This window comes from Mizugakiibacter sediminis (genome assembly GCF_000953855.2).
Classification (GTDB): domain Bacteria; phylum Pseudomonadota; class Gammaproteobacteria; order Xanthomonadales; family Rhodanobacteraceae; genus Mizugakiibacter; species Mizugakiibacter sediminis.
In genome coordinates this window covers 11,389-26,366 of record NZ_DF970241.1, presented here as the reverse complement: position 1 = coordinate 26,366, position 14,978 = coordinate 11,389, and the positions used below count along the sequence as shown (strand labels likewise).

Annotated in this window: 12 protein-coding genes; 5 read left to right on the top strand and 7 right to left on the bottom strand. The window is 70.1% G+C overall.

Features of this window, described 5'->3' with window-relative positions; all coding sequences use genetic code 11:
* On the bottom strand, positions 1-1,428 hold a 1,428-nt coding region (locus MBSD_RS12565), incomplete at its 3' end, for an Rne/Rng family ribonuclease (RefSeq protein WP_114693270.1).
* Positions 1,429-1,771: 343 nt separating this feature from the next.
* Here MBSD_RS12565 and MBSD_RS12560 point away from each other — a divergent pair.
* Complete coding sequence (locus MBSD_RS12560; RefSeq protein WP_082306659.1) at positions 1,772-2,731, top strand: RluA family pseudouridine synthase; 960 nt, start codon at positions 1,772-1,774, stop codon at positions 2,729-2,731.
* A 3-nt stretch (positions 2,732-2,734) separates the two neighbouring features.
* Here the strand turns inward: MBSD_RS12560 and MBSD_RS12555 are convergent, their stop codons facing one another.
* Positions 2,735-3,076 (bottom strand): 4a-hydroxytetrahydrobiopterin dehydratase, encoded by a 342-nt coding sequence (locus tag MBSD_RS12555; RefSeq protein ID WP_062537649.1) that lies wholly within the window; start codon positions 3,074-3,076, stop codon positions 2,735-2,737.
* Between the two features lie 104 nt (positions 3,077-3,180).
* On the opposite strand from MBSD_RS12555, the gene MBSD_RS12550 reads away from it, so the two are divergent.
* Entirely contained in the window at positions 3,181-3,795 is a 615-nt protein-coding gene (locus tag MBSD_RS12550) for an NfuA family Fe-S biogenesis protein (RefSeq protein ID WP_062537648.1), read from the top strand.
* Positions 3,796-3,867: 72 nt separating this feature from the next.
* Here MBSD_RS12550 and MBSD_RS12545 read toward each other — a convergent pair whose 3' ends face one another.
* Together MBSD_RS12545 and MBSD_RS12540 are read right to left on the bottom strand one after the other, a co-directional pair.
* Positions 3,868-4,215 carry a c-type cytochrome gene (locus tag MBSD_RS12545; protein WP_062537647.1) on the bottom strand — a complete coding sequence of 116 codons (348 nt, stop codon included), beginning with the start codon at positions 4,213-4,215 and terminating at the stop codon, positions 3,868-3,870.
* Positions 4,216-4,243: 28 nt separating this feature from the next.
* Positions 4,244-4,570: a c-type cytochrome gene (locus MBSD_RS12540; protein WP_062537646.1), complete on the bottom strand. Its 327-nt coding sequence runs from the start codon at positions 4,568-4,570 to the stop codon at positions 4,244-4,246.
* Between the two features lie 321 nt (positions 4,571-4,891).
* Between MBSD_RS12540 and MBSD_RS12535 the strand changes: the two genes are divergently transcribed.
* The 3 genes from MBSD_RS12535 to MBSD_RS12525 are packed head-to-tail and all read left to right on the top strand — an operon-like array spanning position 4,892 to position 12,437.
* A complete protein-coding gene (locus tag MBSD_RS12535; RefSeq protein WP_187300676.1) occupies positions 4,892-6,007 on the top strand; it encodes an efflux RND transporter periplasmic adaptor subunit in 1,116 nt (371 codons plus the stop codon).
* A gap of 41 nt (positions 6,008-6,048) precedes the next feature.
* Complete coding sequence (locus tag MBSD_RS12530) at positions 6,049-9,348, top strand: efflux RND transporter permease subunit (RefSeq protein WP_114693269.1); 3,300 nt, start codon at positions 6,049-6,051, stop codon at positions 9,346-9,348.
* On the top strand, positions 9,345-12,437 hold the full coding sequence (locus tag MBSD_RS12525) for an efflux RND transporter permease subunit (RefSeq protein WP_062537643.1): 3,093 nt from the start codon (positions 9,345-9,347) through the stop codon (positions 12,435-12,437). Before MBSD_RS12530 ends, MBSD_RS12525 begins: the two co-directional genes overlap by 4 nt.
* On the opposite strand, the gene MBSD_RS12520 is transcribed toward MBSD_RS12525, so the two are convergent.
* The 3 genes from MBSD_RS12520 to MBSD_RS15660 form a co-directional block, all read right to left on the bottom strand.
* The gene (locus MBSD_RS12520; RefSeq protein ID WP_062537642.1) at positions 12,434-13,657 is read right to left on the bottom strand and encodes a TraB/GumN family protein; all 1,224 of its coding nucleotides are present in this window, start codon (positions 13,655-13,657) and stop codon (positions 12,434-12,436) included. The two genes, MBSD_RS12525 and MBSD_RS12520, sit on opposite strands and share 4 nt — an antisense overlap.
* 57 nt (positions 13,658-13,714) lie before the next feature.
* Entirely contained in the window at positions 13,715-14,599 is an 885-nt protein-coding gene (locus MBSD_RS12515) for a carbon-nitrogen hydrolase (RefSeq protein WP_062537641.1), read from the bottom strand.
* A 58-nt stretch (positions 14,600-14,657) separates the two neighbouring features.
* The coding region (locus MBSD_RS15660; protein ID WP_201797499.1) for a YbhB/YbcL family Raf kinase inhibitor-like protein at positions 14,658-14,978 on the bottom strand (321 nt) is incomplete at its 5' end.

Sequence of the window (14,978 nt, the reverse complement as noted above, 5' to 3'; positions counted from 1 at the left end):
CAGCTTTTCGTCGGCGACGATCACCACGTGCACCTTGTGGCGCATCTCGATCTCGACCACGCTGGCGCGCTTCTCGTTGAGCAGGAAGTTGGCGACCGGGGTCGGCGCCTGCACCAGCACCTGGCCGGTGCTCTCCTTCATCGCGTGCTCCTCGACCAGGCGCAGCGCGGACAGCGACAGCGACTCGACGCCGCGGATGCGGCCATGGCCGTCGCAGCGCGGGCAGACGATCTGCGTGGATTCGCCCAGCGACGGGCGCAGGCGCTGGCGCGACATCTCCAGCAGGCCGAAGCGGCTGATGCGGCCGACCTGCACGCGCGCGCGGTCGAGCTTCAGCGCCTCCTTCAGCTTCTCCTCGACGTCGCGCTGGTGGCGCGGGCTGTCCATGTCGATGAAATCGATGACGATCAGGCCGCCGGCGTCGCGGATGCGCAACTGGCGGGCGATCTCGACCGCCGCCTCGCAGTTGGTGTTGAACGCCGTTTCCTCGATGTCGCTGCCCTTGGTCGCCTTCGCCGAGTTGATGTCGATGGCGGTCAGCGCCTCGGTCTGGTCGATCACGATCGAACCGCCGGAGGGCAGGCGCACGGTGCGCTCGAACGCGCTCTCGATCTGCGTCTCGATCTGGAAGCGCGAGAACAGCGGGGTGGTGTCCTTGTACAGCTTCAGCTTGCGCAGGTTGTTCGGCATCACCTGCTGCATGAAGTCGCGCGCGTCCTCGTACAGCGACTCCTCGTCGATCAGGATCTCGCCGATGTCGCTGCGCAGATAGTCGCGCAGGGCGCGGATGATCAGCTTCGATTCCTGGTAGATCAGGAACGGCGCGGGGCGGGTCTTGGCCGCCTCGGCGATCGCCTTCCACAGCTGCAGCAGGTAGTCGAGGTCCCACTGCAGCTCCTCGGCGTCGCGGCCGACGCCGGCCGTGCGCACGATCAGGCCCATCTCCTCGGGCAGCTGCAGGTGGTCCATCGCCTCCTTGAGGCTCTGCCGGTCCTCGCCCTCGATGCGCCGCGAGACGCCGCCGGCGCGCGGGTTGTTCGGCATCAGCACCAGATAGCGGCCGGCCAGCGAGATGAAGGTGGTCAGCGCCGCGCCCTTGGTGCCGCGCTCCTCCTTCTCGACCTGGACGATCAGCTCCTGGCCTTCCTTCAGCAGCTCGCGGATGCCGGCCTTGTTGGGGTCGGCGCCGGGCTGGAAGTACTCGCGGGCGACCTCCTTCAGCGGCAGGAAGCCGTGGCGGTCGGCGCCGTAATCGATGAAGCAGGCCTCGAGGGAAGGTTCTACGCGGGTGATGCGGCCCTTGTAGATGTTGGCCTTCTTCTGTTCCTTGGAGGGGATCTCGATGTCGAGATCGTAGAGGGTTTGGCCGTCCACGATGGCCACGCGCAACTCTTCACGCTGAGTTGCGTTGATCAGCATACGTTTCATTGTCGTGTCCTCGGCTCCACCGCGCGGCCGCGCGCCGCGGCGGCGCTTGGGAGGCAGCCGGCCGGGGATCGCGCCGCTGCGGGAGCGGCTATGGCTACGGGGCAGTCCTCTGCCCCGGGTTGTTCGTCGGTCATGCGCGGCCGGGACCCCTGCCGCCGCCGACGGCGGCAGGCAATCGCCGACCCGAACCGCTACGATGCGCCGATGACCGCCCGCCGGTCCCGGTCAGGAACACCGGCGGGGCTCTCGTCGACGTGGCGGGTGGGTGCGTTCCGGGGGCCTCGAGCCCACCGGGGTTCGCGCAACGCCCGCGCAGTGTAACCGTTCCTTCTGGAAAAATTCAATGACGACGGCAACTTCCCGCGCGGACTTCGCGGGCGTGCGCACGCTCACGGTCGGCCCGGAACGGGACGGCCAGCGGCTCGACAACTGTCTGGCGGCGCTGCTGAAAGGCGTGCCGCGCAGCCTGATCTACCGGCTGCTGCGCACCGGCCAGGTGCGGGTCAACGGCAAACGGGCCAAGCCCGATACGCGCCTGGCCGAGGGCGACCGGCTGCGCATCCCTCCGGTGCGCACCGCCGGGCGTGAGCCGGGGGAGGCGCCCGCCGGGCAGCCCGAACGGCTGGCCGCGGCGGTGATCCACGAGGACCGCGACTTCCTGGTGATCGACAAGCCTTCCGGCATCGCCAGCCACGGCGGCAGCGGGGTCAGCCATGGCGCCATCGAACTGCTGCGCGCCGCGCGTCCGCGCGAGCAACTGGAGCTGGTGCACCGGCTCGACCGCGACACCTCCGGCGTGCTGGTGTTCGCGCGCAGCCGCGCCGCGCTGACCGGCCTGCAGGCGCTGATCCGCGAGGGCGCCGCCACCAAGCAGTACCTCTGCCTGCTGGACGGCCGTCTGCCGCGGGCGCGCATGGACGTCAACGCGCCGCTGCGCAAGTCGGTGCTGCAGGGCGGCGAACGCATGGTGCGGGTGGCCGACGACGGCAAGCCGGCGCTGACCTTCTTCCGCGAAGTCGAGCGTTACCCCGGCGCCAGCCTGGTCGAGGCCACGCTGGGTACCGGCCGCACGCACCAGATCCGCGTGCACGCCGCGCACATCGGCCATCCCATCGCCGGCGACGACAAGTACGGCAGCAAGGAGGCCAACCGCCGCTACCGCGCCCTCGGTCTCAGGCGCCTGTTCCTGCACGCGGCGCGCTTCGAGTTCGAGCTGGACGGCAAGGCCTACAGCTTCTCGGCACCGCTGCCGGACGATCTGCGCGGCGTGCTGGACGCGCTGACGGCGGCGCCGGCGCGCTGAGGCTCAGCCGGCGACGATCGCCTCCACGCGCGCGGCGCAGATCATGTCGTTCAGCGACAGTCCGCCGACGTCGTGGGTGGACCAGCGCACCAGGCAATGGCCGTAGCCGACCTCGAGGTCGGGGTGGTGATCCTCGCGGTTGGCCATGTATCCGATGGCGTTGACGAAACCGAGCGTGCGGTGGAAGTCGGGAAAGCGGAAATCCTTGCGGATCGCCTTGCCGTCGGCTTCCAGCTCCCAGCCGGGCAGGGCGGCGAGGTGGTCGCGCAGTTGCGCGGGCGTCAGCGCGTGTTCGGCGCCCTTGCGCGGTTGACAGTGCATCTTGGCGAGATGTTCGAGCGTCATCGCGGCGGTTCCTGGAGGTGCGGACAGCCAGGCAGTATAGCGGCGCCGCGCTGGGCGTCCGCCGAAAACGGGACTAAAATGGTGCTGATTGACGGAGTGGCCGCATGATCCAGATTTCCGACACCGCGCAGGAGCATTTCCGGCGGCTGATCGCGCAACAGGGCACGGACGGCACCGGCATCCGGCTCAGCGTGCGCGCGGCCGGCACACCCGCGGCCGACTGCGAACTCGAATTCTGCGAGCCGCAGGAGCTGACCGGCGACGAATGGACCGTCGAGTGCGAGGGTTTCAACCTGTACGTCGCCGGCGACAGCGCGCGTTGGCTCGAGGGCGCCGAGATCGACTACCAGCCGCATCGCACTGGCGGCCAGCTGAGCATCCGTGCGCCGAAGATCAAGGGCGAGATCCCCGGTGCGGAGGCCGGGCTGATCGAACGCGTGCGCTACGTGCTGGACGCCGAGATCAATCCGCGCGTCGCCGCCCACGGCGGTCGCATCACCCTGCTCGAGGTGGAAGCCGGCGGCGTGGTGGTGCTGCAGTTCGGCGGCGGCTGCCACGGTTGCGGCATGGTCGACGTGACGCTGAAACAGGGCGTCGAGAAGACGCTGCGCGAGCGCATTCCGGAAATCACCGCGGTGCGCGACGCCACCGACCACAGCACCGGCGCGAAGCCGTACTATCGGCGCCGGGCCCACGGCAGCAGCCCGTATTCGGCCTGAGCGCATCCGCGCAAAGCAAAGGGCCCGGTCGCTGCCGGGCCCTTTGCGTTTGGCACGGAACGCGCCGGACGCTCAGTTGCCGGCGACCTCGCCGTGCAGGTCGCGGATCTTGCCGGGCAGGCCGGAGAAGTAGGCGGCGATGTCCTGGATGTCCTGCTCCGACAGCGTGGCGGTGAAGCCGGCCATGATCGGGTTCTTGCGGTTGCCGTTCTTGTATTCGTGCAGGGCCTGCTCGAGGTAGTCGGCGTACTGGCCGGCGAGGCGCGGGTACTGCGGATCGGTGGCGTTGCCGTCGGCGCCGTGGCAGGCGAAGCAGGCGGCGGCCTTCTTCTGGCCGTCGGCCGGATTGCCCTTGGCGAAGGCGGAGGTGGACAGCGCCAGCGCGGCGGCGACGGAAACGAGCGTGAGCACGCGATTCATCGTGGTCTGTTCCTGAGATGCGGGGCGCTTACTGCTTGGCCAGGCTGGAGAGGTAGGCGGCGATATCGGCGATGTCCTGGTCGGACAGGCTCTCGCCCTGGGCGCGCATGGTCGGGTGCGCGCGGTTGCCGCTGCGGTATTCCTTCAGCGCGTTGACCAGGTAGTCCTCGTTCTGGCCGGCGATGCGCGGCACGTGGTAGCTCGGATAGGCGTTCTTGTAGCCAGTGACGCCGTGGCAGCCGGCGCAGGTGTAGACCAGGATGCGACCATGCTCCTTGTCGCCCGCGGCGTGCGCGGTGCCCATCGTCAGCGCCGAGCCGGCGAGCAGGGAGGCAAGCAGTAGCGATCGCGTCATCGTGTGGTTCCCCGAGTGGCGGTTGGCCGGTCCAAAAAATCGAAGTATAGCCTGCGTTGCGCGACGTGCGGCAAGTCGTCCATGACCGGCGTCATGGCCGTGACCTGCGGCCCGTGACGGCGCGCGCCGCGCCGCGCAGAGTGCGCGCCGGCTCCCTTCCCGCGTCCGTTCTGCATCCCTTTCCGGCGCTCCGGCATCCGATGGATACGCTTGCAACCGCATAGTTTTAGTGTTATACATAACTATAACACCACATCAACAACACACCGACCTGCTGCCATGGCCACCACGACCCGCCGTCTCCATCGACCGATCTCCTTGATGCCCCTGGCTTTTTCGATGCTGCTCGCAGCCTGCGGCGGTGGCCAGCCGGCTGCGGACAAGGAAGCGGCGGCCGCCAGCGCTCGCATCCCGGTCGAGGCGGCGGTGGCCAGCCGGGCGCCGATCGCGGCCAGCTACTCCGGCACGGGCACGTTGGAGGCGCAGGGCGAGACCGACGTGGTGTCGAAGACCAGCGGCGTGCTGCTGAAACTGTACGTCGAGGAAGGCATGCGCGTGCAGAAGGGGCAGTTGCTGGCCCAGCTCGACGATGCCGGCGCGCGCGCCAGCGTGGCGCAGAGCCTGGCGCAGATGCGCAAGGCGGAGGCGACCTACGCACGCGCCGAGCGCGCGATCAAGCAGCAGCTGATCCCCCGCGCCGAGTACGACCAGGACAAGTACGACCTGGAGACGCAGCGCGCCGCCTATGAGGGCGCCAAGCTGCAACTGGCGTACACGCGCATCGAGGCGCCGATCTCGGGCGTGATCTCCAGGCGCATGGTCAAGATCGGCAACCTGATCCAGCCGAACCAGGCGCTGTTCCACATCGTGGACATGGAGCCGCTGCAGGTCACGTTGAACGTGCCCGAGCGCGAGCTCGGCACGCTCAAGGCCGGCCAGCCGGTGAAACTGGCGGTGGACGCGCTGCCCGGCGAGGCGTTCCCCGGCAGCGTCGCGCGCATCGCGCCGGTGGTGGACGCTTCCAGCGGCACCTTCCGCGTCACCTGCGAGTTCCGCGACGACACGCACGCGCTCAAGCCCGGCATGTTCGGCCGCGTCGACGTGGTCTACGACCAGCGCCGCGACGCGCTGGTGATCCCGCGCGCGGCGCTGATCGAAGAAGACGGCGAGACCGCGGTGTTCGTCGTCGAGCGCGGCGCGCCGCCGAAACCGGCCGCGCCGGCGAAGGGCAAGCCGGGCGAGGCGGTGGCGGCGGAGACCAAGCCGCCGGCGGCGCCGGTGCTGGTCGCCAAGCGCCGCGCGGTCAAGATCGGCTACGCCGACGGCAGCCGCGTCGAGATCCGCGAGGGCCTCGCGCCCGGCGACCGCGTGATCACGATCGGCCGCAACGCGGTGCGCGACGGCACCGAAGTGCAGGTCCTGGAGAACGCGCAGTGAGCCTTCCCGAACTTGCCGCGCGCCGACGCGTGACCGTCGGCATGCTGACGCTGACCCTGGTGTTGTTCGGCCTGATCGGCCTGGCCGGGCTGAAGGTCAACCTGCTGCCCGACCTGTCGTATCCGACCCTCACCGTGCGCACCGAATACGAGGGCGCGGCGCCGCTGGAGATCGAGAACCTGATCACGCAGCCCGTCGAGGAGGCGGTCGGCGTGGTCAAGAACGTTCGCAAGGTGCATTCGGTGTCGCGCACGGGCCAGTCCGACGTGATCCTCGAATTCGCCTGGGGCACGGACATGGACATGGCCAGCCTCGAAGCGCGCGACAAGCTGGACACGCTGCAGCTGCCGCTGGACGCGAAGAAGCCGCTGCTGCTGCGCTTCAATCCGTCCACCGACCCGATCGTGCGTCTCGGCCTGGTTGCCGAGGGCGGCAAGGCCCTCGACGAAGCGCGGCTGAAACAGCTGCGCCGCTACGCCGACGACGAGCTGAAGAAGCGGCTGGAGCCGCTGCCCGGCGTCGCCGCGGTCAAGGTCGGCGGCGGCCTCGAGGACGAGATCCAGGTCGCGATCGACCAGCAGCGCCTGGCGCAGCTCGGCATCGACGTCGGCGACGTCGTCACCCGCCTGAAGAACGAGAACGTCAACATCTCCGGCGGCCGCATCGACGAGGGCCGCCAACGCTACCTGGTGCGCACCGTCAACCAGTTCCAGAACCTGGAGCAGATGCGCGACCTGCTGATCAAGATCGACCGCGGCGTGCCGGTGCGCCTGCGCGACATCGCCACTGTCACGCAGGGCTACAAGGAGCGCGAGGGCGTGGTGCGCGTCGACGGCCGCGAGGCGATCGAGCTGGCCATCTACAAGGAGGGCGACGCCAACACGGTCAGCGTGGCCGGCAATATCAAGGCAGAAATCGAGCGCCTGCAGAAAGCGCTGCCCGCCGGCAGCAAGCTGGTCGTGATCGAGGACCAGTCGGTGTTCATCCAGCACGCGCTGGCCGAGGTGCGCAACGACGCCATCCTCGGCGGCGTGCTGGCGATCCTGGTGATCTTCTTCTTCCTCGGCCACGCCTGGAGCACGTTCATCATCTCGCTGTCGCTGCCCGTCTCGCTGATCGCCACGTTCTTCTTCATGGACCAGCTGGGGCTGAGCCTCAACGTGATGTCGCTGGGCGGCCTGGCGCTCGCCACCGGCATGGTGGTGGACGACTCGATCGTGGTGCTGGAGAACATCGCGCGGCTGCGCGAGCAGGGCGCGTCGATCCTGGAGGCGTCGGTGAAGGGCGCCGCCGAAGTGGGCATGGCGGTGACCGCCTCGACGCTGACCACGGTCGCCGTGTTCTTCCCGCTGGTGTTCGTGCAGGGCGTCGGCGGCCAGTTGTTCCGCGACCAGGCGCTGACCATCACCTTCGCCATGCTGGTCTCGCTGGTGGTGGCGATGAGCCTGATCCCGATGCTGGCCTCGCTGAAGGGCCGTGCGCCGCTGGCCTATCGCGAGGAACTCGAGCCCGCCAGGCCGCAGGGGCGTTTCGGCGCGCTGCCGCGCGGCCTGGTGTGGCTGTTCGTCAAGCTGTTCGGCGGCGTCGCGCGCGTCGTCGGGCCGACGCTGCGCTTCGTCGGGCGCGGCGTGGTGCGTCCGTACGAGAAGGCGGCGGCGTTCTATCACCGCTCGCTGCCGAAGGCGCTGGCGCATCCGTGGCGCGTGCTCGGCTTCGCCGCGGCCGCGTTCGTGCTGGCGATGGCGCTGGTGCCCACGCTGGGCCTCGACCTGATCCCGCAGTTGGCGCAGGGCCGGTTCGACATGACCGTGACGCTGCCGCCCGGCACGCCGCTCAAGGAAACCGACGCGCTGGTGCGCGAGATCGCCGCGCGGCACGCCCGGGATCCGGGCGTCGCCTCGATCTATGGCGTCGCCGGCACCGGCACGCGTCTCGACGCCAATCCCACCGAATCGGGCGAGAACATCGCGCGCCTTTCGATCGCGCTCGCCGACGGCGGCGGCAAGGATGCCGAGGCGGCCGAGATCGCGCGCCTGCGCACGGCCGTCGCCGGCCATCCGGGCGCCGACGTCCAGTTCTCGCGGCCGCAGTTGTTCAGCTTCTCCGCGCCGCTGGAGGTGGAGATCCGCGGCTACGACCTCGACGCGCTGGGCAAGGCCGCGCAGAAGCTGGAAGCGCTGATGAAGGCGTCGCCGCGCTTCGCCGACGTCAAGTCGACGGTGCAGGGCGGCTACCCGGAGATCCGCGTGCGCTTCGACCAGGACCGCGCCGCCGCGCTCGGCCTGACCACGCGCGACATCGCCGACCGCTTGGTGCGCAAGGTGAAGGGCGAGGTGGCGACGCAATACAACTTCCGCGACCGCAAGGTCGACGTGCTGGTGCGCGCACGCCAGGCCGACCGCGCCAGCGTCGACGACATCCGCAACCTGATCGTCGGCTACATCCCGGCCGGCGCCAATGCCGGCGTCGCCGCCGCCTCGGCCGACGGCACGGCCGCGGCGGCCGCCACCGGCCTGCGCGACACCGCCGGCAGCGCCGCCGACACGCCGGTGCGCCTGTCCGCGGTCGCCGACGTGGTCGCCACCGAAGGCCCCAGCGAGATCCATCGCGTCAGCCAGGAGCGCGTCGCCATCGTCTCCGCCGGGCTGCGCCACGGCGACCTCGGCAGCGCCGTCGACGAGGTGCGCGCGCTGGTCGCGCAGCATCCGCTCGCGGCGGGCGTGTCCGTGCGCGTCGGCGGCCAGGGCGACGAGCTGAACGAATCGATGCGCTCGCTGCTGTTCGCGCTCGGCCTGGCGATCTTCCTGGTCTATCTGGTGATGGCCTCGCAGTTCGAGTCGCTGCTGCATCCGTTCGTGATCATGTTCTCGATCCCGCTGGCCGCGGTCGGCGCGGTGCTGGCGCTGAAGCTCACCGGCGCGGCGATCTCGGTGGTGGTGTTCATCGGCCTGATCATGCTGGTCGGCATCGTGGTGAAGAACGCGATCGTGCTGATCGACCGCGTCAACCAGCTGCGCGAGGAAGGCCACGCCAAGCGCGAGGCGATCGCGCTGGCCGCCGAGTCGCGCCTGCGGCCGATCGTGATGACCACGCTGTGCACGCTGATCGGCTTCCTGCCGCTGGCGATCGGCGTCGGCGAGGGCGCCGAGGTGCGCGCGCCGATGGCGGTCACGGTGATCGGCGGCCTCGCCGTGTCGACGCTGCTGACGCTGGTGGTGATCCCGGTGGTCTACGACCTGCTGGACCGCCGCGCCGACGCCTGGTACGTGGCGCGTGCCGAGCGCAAGCGCGCGAAGATGGCGCAGCATGCCGCCGCGGCGGAAGGGGAGCAGCCGGCATGACGCTCGCCGAGCTCAGCCTGAAGCGGCCGGTCACGGCGGTGATGTTCTTCGTGTCGATGACGGTGATCGGCCTGATCGCCGCGTTCCGCCTGCCGCTGGAGCAGTTCCCCAGCCTGGACGTGCCGTTCATCGCGGTCAGCCTGCCGTATCCCGGCTCGACCCCGGCCGAGGTCGAGCGCACGATCGCGCGGCCGGTCGAGGAGGCGCTGGCGACGCTGCCGGGCATCAAGCGCATGCGCTCGACCTCCACCGCCGACGGCGTGCAGGTGTTCCTCGAGTTCAAGTGGGGCGAGAACACCGCGTTCAAGGCGGTGCAGGCTCGCGAGAAGATCGACGCGATCCGCAAGGACCTGCCGAGCGACCTGCAGCGCTACGACGTGCTGAAGTTCTCCACCAGCGACCAGCCGCTGCTGCAGCTCAGGATCGCCAGCGAGGGCGGCGACCTGTCCAACGCCTACGAACTGCTCGACCGCGAATTCAAGCGGCCGCTGGAGCGCATCCCCGGCGTGGCGCGCGTCGACATCCAGGGCGTGGGCCGGCCGGAAGTGCAGATCGAACTGTCCGCCGACCGCGTCGCAGCGCACAACATCGACCTCGCCGACCTCTATCGGCGCCTGCAGAAGGCCAACTTCGCGCTGAGCGCGGGGCAGATCGACGGCGCCGGCATGCGCTTCCGCGTGCAGCCGGAGGGGCAGTGGAACAGCCTCGACGACATCCGCGCGTTTCCCGTCGACGCCCGCGGCCTGCGCCTCGGCGACATCGCCACGGTCGGCCTGAAGCCGGCGCGGCTCGAGTACGCGCGCCGCCTGGACGGCCGCCCGGCGATCGGCGTGGACATCTACCGCGAGCGCAACGCCAACCTGGTCGCGGTCGGCGGCGCGGTGATGGCCGCCGTCGACCGCATCCGCAACGAACCCGAGCTGCACGGCGTGCGCGTCTATGCGCTGGACAACCAGGCGGAGAGCGTCACCGGTTCGCTGCACGAGCTCGGCCGCGCCGGTCTGGAGGGCACGCTGCTGGCGGTGCTGGTGCTGTTCTTCTTCCTGCGCGACTGGCCGTCGACGCTGATGGTGTCGCTGGCGATCCCGATCTGCATGGTGATCACGCTCGGCTGCATGTACTTCTTCGGCATCACCCTGAACGTGTTGTCGATGATGGGCCTGCTGCTGGCGGTCGGCATGCTGGTGGACAACGCGGTGGTGGTGGTGGAGAGCATCTACCAGTACCGCGAGAAGCACCCCGACAAGCCGTGGTACTGCGCCGTGCAGGGCACGCAGGTGGTCGGCATCGCCATCGCCGCCGGCACCTTCACCAGCGTGGTGGTGTTCCTGCCGAACCTGTTCGGCGAAAAGAACGACATCGCGATCTTCCTCACCCAGGTGGCGATCGCCATGTCGATCGCGCACCTGGCGTCGTGGCTGGTCGCGGTCAGCCTGGTGCCGATGCTGTCCTCCAAACTGCGGCCGCCGAAGTTCATCGGCCGGCGTACCGTGATCACGCGCCTGCGCGCGCGCTACGAGCGCATCGTCGCCTGGACCTTGCAGCACCGCCGCTGGACGATGGCCGCGGTGTTCGCGCTGTTCGTGCTCAGCTTCGTGCCGATCGCGCTGACCAAGAAGGACATGTTCGACGGCGGCGAGCCGAACCGCCTGCGCCTGTTCTACCAGCTCAACGCCAACTACCGTCTGCAGGACCTCAGGCCGGCGGTGCTGAAGGTCGAGAACTTCCTCGACCGCAACCGCGAGAAGTTCGGCATCAAGGCCATCTACAGCTATTACAGCGAGCGCAACGACGACGTCACCATCACCGACATCCTGCTGAAGGAGGGCGCCACGGCCAAGCGCAGCGCCAAGGACATCCAGGAGGAGATCCGCAAGGGCCTGCCGACGCTGGCGATCGGCAAGGTCGGTTTCGATTTCCCGCGCGGCAACGGCGGCAACAACGGCGTCGACATCGCGCTGACCGGCGACTCGATGGACCGGCTGCGCGAGCTCGGCGACAGCGTGATCCCGGTGCTGTCGCGCCTGCCCAGCCTGCGCGACGTGCGCGCCAGCGTCGGCAACGGCGACCGCGAACTGGCGGCGCAGGTCGACCGTGAGCGCGCGAAGAGCTACGGCTTCGACGCCAGCACCGTCGCCAACTACATCGCCATCGCCCTGCGCGGCATGCCGCTCAAGGAGTTCCACAGCGGCGACCGCGAGATCCCGGTATGGCTGCGCTTCCAGGGCGCCGACGCGCAGAACCTGCAAGGGCTGAGCAGCTACACGCTGCGCGCCGCCGACGGCACGCGGGTACCGCTGATGTCCATGCTGCGCGCCGACACCCACGAGACGCCGTCGGCGATCGAGCGCGTCGACCGCCGCACCTCGCTGAAGATCAGCGCCAACCTCGCGCCGGGCAAGACCATGCCGGAGGCGCGCAAGGAGATCAGCACGGCGATGGACGCGCTGGCCCTGCCGGCGGGCTACAAGTGGAGCTTCGGCGAAGGTTTCGACCGCGACCAGGATGCGGGCCAGCAGATGCTGCTCAACACCCTGCTGGCGCTGGTGCTGGTCTACGTGGTGATGTGCGCCATGTTCGAATCGCTGGTGTTCCCGGCGGCGATCCTGACCACGTTCATCTTCTCCGTGTTCGGCGTGTTCTGGCTGTTCTGGCTGACCGGCACCACGTTCTCGATCATGGCCTTCATCGGCATCCTGATCCTGATGGGCGTGGTGGTGAACAACGGCATCGTGATGATCGTGCACATCAACCAGCTGCGCCACGAGGGCCATGCGCGCGGCGAGGCGCTGGTGCTGGGCGCGGGCGAGCGCCTGCGGCCGGTGCTGATGACGATGGCGACGGCGATCCTCGGCATGCTGCCGCTGTCGCTGGCAGGCACGGTGGCGTGGAACGACGGTCCGCCGTACTACCCGATGGCGCGCGCCATCGCCGGCGGCCTGACCTTCTCGACCATCGTCACGCTGCTGGCGCTGCCGTGCATCTATTCGCTGCTGGACGACGCCCGCATGTGGGTGCGGCGCGTGCTGCGCGACGCGCGCGATGGCCGCGTGCGCCGCCGCGCGCCGGCGCTGGCGGCGGGCGGCTAGAACAGCGCCTTGAGGATGCGGAAGCCGGCGATGTATTCGCCGGCGATCGTGCCGAGGTTCACCAGCACGAACACCAGCAGGGTCTGGGCGACACGGTTGCGCCACCAGCCGCGCCAGTCGACCAGGTCCTCGCGCAGGCGCTCGAAGTCGGCGACGCGCGGCTTGCGCGCCCATGCCTCGGCCAGCGCCGCGCACACGCCCGAGGACAGCCCCGGCGGACGGATCGGCTTGAGCGGGCCGGCGACGAAGGCGGTCAGCACGCTGAGCGGATGCGCGCGCGCGGCGATCGCCGCCAGCGCGGACAGGCCGCCGGTGAACAGCACCCAGTCGCGCAACGCCGCGGTGCCGAGCGAGGCATCGCGGCGGAACATCACCGCGATCGCGGCGAAGATTGCCGCGACCAGCCCCAGCGCAACCCACTTCGGCCAGCGCGCGGCGGGCGGCACCGCGTTCAGCGCGGCGAGGTCGGCCGCGTCGCCTTGCTCGAGGTGGCGGCGCAAGCCGGCGAGGTGGCCCGCGCCGATCACCACCAGCACGCGGCGCGCCGACGGCGCCTGCGCGGCCTCCTCGCGCAGGCGCGCCGCCATGAACGCGTCGCGCTCGCCGATCAGCGACGCGTACAGCGGCTGCGAGCCTTCGGCGAATTCGCGGAACGCGCTCTCCAGCAGGTCGCCCTGCTTCAGCTTCTCGATGTCGTCCTCGGCGACGCCGTCGCGTTCGAACAGGCCGCCGACCAGTCCGGCGAGGATGCCGAGCTTGTCCTTGAAGCCGACCGAGCGCCAGGCGCGCTTGAGCGTCACGCCGACGTCGCGGTCGACCAGCCAAGTGCGCAGGCCGCGCCCGTCCGCGCCCTGCATCGCCGCCTTCATCTCCGCGCCGGGTTCGATGCCGAACTGCTCGGCAAGTCGGCGCTGGAACGCGGACAGCGCCAGGCTGGCGGCGACCATGCCGGCCTTGCCCTGACGGATCACCTGGAACAGGTCCATCTGCGCGAACGCGGCCGGATCGCGCATGGCGCGCGCGCGGTTCTCGCACAGCTCCACCGCGACGGCGTCGAAGGCCTCGCGCTCGAGCAGCGCCTCGACGGCGGCGACGCTGGCGCGCGACACGTGCGCGGTGCCGAGCAGCACGAAATCGACGCCGTCGCGGCTGACGCGCTCGATCGGCTGGTCGGCGAGCGGATCGGCGACGGAAGGCGGGGACGGTGCGGAGGAATCCATCGGGTTCGGAACGGACGTCGGGGGACGAGGCTTGGAGCCGCCGCGCCCGGTGCAAGTTCAATCGCGGTAGCGCTTCAGCAGGTCGCCGTAGGCGTCGATGCGGCGGTCGCGCAGGAACGGCCAGATGCGGCGCACGCGCTCGCTGCGCGCCAGGTCGATCTCGGCGAACAGCAGCTCGCGGCGCTCGCTGCCGGCGCGCGCGAGGAATTCGCCCTGTGGCCCGACGACGAAGCTCGAGCCCCAGAACTGCAGGCCGCGGCCGCCGTCCGGCGCCGGCTCGAAGCCGGTGCGGTTGCACGCCAGCAGCGGCAGGCCGTTGGCGACGGCGTGGCCGCGCTGCACGGTGATCCAGGCGTCGCGCTGGCGCTCCTTCTCGTCCGCGGCGTCGGCGGGATCCCAGCCGATCGCGGTGGGATACAGCAGCAGCTCCGCGCCGGCCAGCGCCATCAGGCGCGCGGCCTCGGGGTACCACTGGTCCCAGCACACCAGCACGCCGAGGCGGCCGATCGAGGTGTCGATCGGCCGGAAGCCGAGGTCGCCCGGCGTGAAGTAGAACTTCTCGTAGAACGCCGGGTCGTCGGGGATGTGCATCTTGCGGTAGGTGCCGGCGATGGCGCGGCTGCGATCGAACACCACCGCGGTGTTGTGGTAGAGGCCGGCGGCGCGGCGCTCGAACAGCGAAGCCACCACCACCAGCTCGAGCGACTCGGCCAGCGCGCCGATGCGTTCGGTGCTGGGGCCGGGGATCGCCTCCGCGCGGTCGAATTCGTCGACGCTCTCGTGCTGGCAGAAGTACGGGCCGTTGTGCAGTTCCTGCAGCAGCACCAGCTCCGCGCCGCCGGCGGCGGCTTGGCGCAGGCCGGCTTCGACGGCGTCGAGATTGGCGTCGCGGCTGCCGCGGTCGGTTTCCTGCAGCAGCGCGACCTTGAGGATGCGGGCCATGGGGCGGTCCGGGGACGGGGCGGCGGAAACGGCCAAGTTTAGCCGATCGGTCGCCGTTTCAAGGCGACGAGCGCCCGTAGGTGTACGTGACCTCGGCCTTGGCCAGCGTGTGCGCGTCCAGCGCCTTGCTCGCCGCCGCGGGCGCGGCGTCGGCCGCGACCGGCAGTCTGGCGACGTCGAGCGCGTAGACGGTGAAGACGTAGCGGTGCGGCCGGTCGCCCGGCGGCGGGCAGGGGCCGCCCCAGCCCGCGTCGCCGAAGTCGTTGCGCAGGGCGCGCGCCGGTGGCGGCAGCGCGCCGCCTTCGGGCAGGCCGCCGGACGACGCCGGCAGGTCGAGCACGAACCAGTGCCACCAGCCGCGGCCGGTCGGCGCGTCGGG

What these genes read in the sequence shown, in the direction of transcription:
- MBSD_RS12520 (WP_062537642.1), bottom strand. Translation starts at nt 13,657, where the DNA reads ATGGATTCCTCCGCACCGTCCCCGCCTTCCGTCGCCGATCCGCTCGCC.
- MBSD_RS12550 (WP_062537648.1), top strand. Translation starts at nt 3,181, where the DNA reads ATGATCCAGATTTCCGACACCGCGCAGGAGCATTTCCGGCGGCTGATC.
- MBSD_RS12560 (WP_082306659.1), top strand. Translation starts at nt 1,772, where the DNA reads ATGACGACGGCAACTTCCCGCGCGGACTTCGCGGGCGTGCGCACGCTC.
- MBSD_RS12545 (WP_062537647.1), bottom strand. Translation starts at nt 4,215, where the DNA reads ATGAATCGCGTGCTCACGCTCGTTTCCGTCGCCGCCGCGCTGGCGCTG.
- MBSD_RS12555 (WP_062537649.1), bottom strand. Translation starts at nt 3,076, where the DNA reads ATGACGCTCGAACATCTCGCCAAGATGCACTGTCAACCGCGCAAGGGC.
- MBSD_RS12515 (WP_062537641.1), bottom strand. Translation starts at nt 14,599, where the DNA reads ATGGCCCGCATCCTCAAGGTCGCGCTGCTGCAGGAAACCGACCGCGGC.
- MBSD_RS12530 (WP_114693269.1), top strand. Translation starts at nt 6,049, where the DNA reads ATGCTGACGCTGACCCTGGTGTTGTTCGGCCTGATCGGCCTGGCCGGG.
- MBSD_RS12540 (WP_062537646.1), bottom strand. Translation starts at nt 4,570, where the DNA reads ATGACGCGATCGCTACTGCTTGCCTCCCTGCTCGCCGGCTCGGCGCTG.
- MBSD_RS12535 (WP_187300676.1), top strand. Translation starts at nt 4,892, where the DNA reads ATGCCCCTGGCTTTTTCGATGCTGCTCGCAGCCTGCGGCGGTGGCCAG.
- MBSD_RS12525 (WP_062537643.1), top strand. Translation starts at nt 9,345, where the DNA reads ATGACGCTCGCCGAGCTCAGCCTGAAGCGGCCGGTCACGGCGGTGATG.